The 562-nt window shown below is 41.5% G+C and carries 1 protein-coding gene; it reads left to right on the top strand.

The window, feature by feature from the left end; translation table 11 throughout:
* On the top strand, positions 1 to 562 hold a 562-nt coding region (locus QL995_RS21690), incomplete at both ends, for a DegT/DnrJ/EryC1/StrS family aminotransferase (RefSeq protein WP_290295086.1).

Below are 562 nucleotides of genomic sequence, written 5' to 3'. Positions count from 1 at the left end.
CTTTTTGACGCAAGGGCCACAAGTCCCTGCGTTTGAACGTGCACTGATGGATTCAAGCGGCGCCAATCATGCCTTGGCTGTTAATAGTGCAACGTCAGCTTTGCATATTGCTTGTTTAGCGCTTGAATTAGGGGCCGGTGATATATTATGGACAACACCTGTCACTTTTGTAGCCTCAGCTAATTGTGGTTTGTATTGTGGCGCATCAGTAGATTTTGTTGATATAGATCCCGCAACTTATAATCTTTGTCCTGTAGCATTAAAAGAAAAGCTTATCCGTGCTAAAAAAGAAGGTGTTTTGCCTAAAGTTGTAGTTGCAGTGCATTTATGTGGTCAGCCATGTGACATGAAAGCAATCCATGCGTTATCTATAGAATATGGCTTTAAAGTCATTGAAGATGCTTCACATGCAATAGGTGGACGTTACTTAGAACTACCAATTGGCTCATGTGAATACAGTGATATTACCGTGTTTAGCTTTCACCCTGTTAAAATTGTTACCACTGCAGAAGGTGGTGCGGCATTAACTAATAGCAAAGCACTTGCAGACAAAATGGCACTT

The organism is Pseudoalteromonas sp. APC 3358, from assembly GCF_030408075.1.
Lineage (GTDB): Bacteria > Pseudomonadota > Gammaproteobacteria > Enterobacterales > Alteromonadaceae > Pseudoalteromonas > Pseudoalteromonas arctica.
Note: the sequence above shows the minus strand (reverse complement) of the source record. Positions and strands in the feature narration are given on the sequence as shown.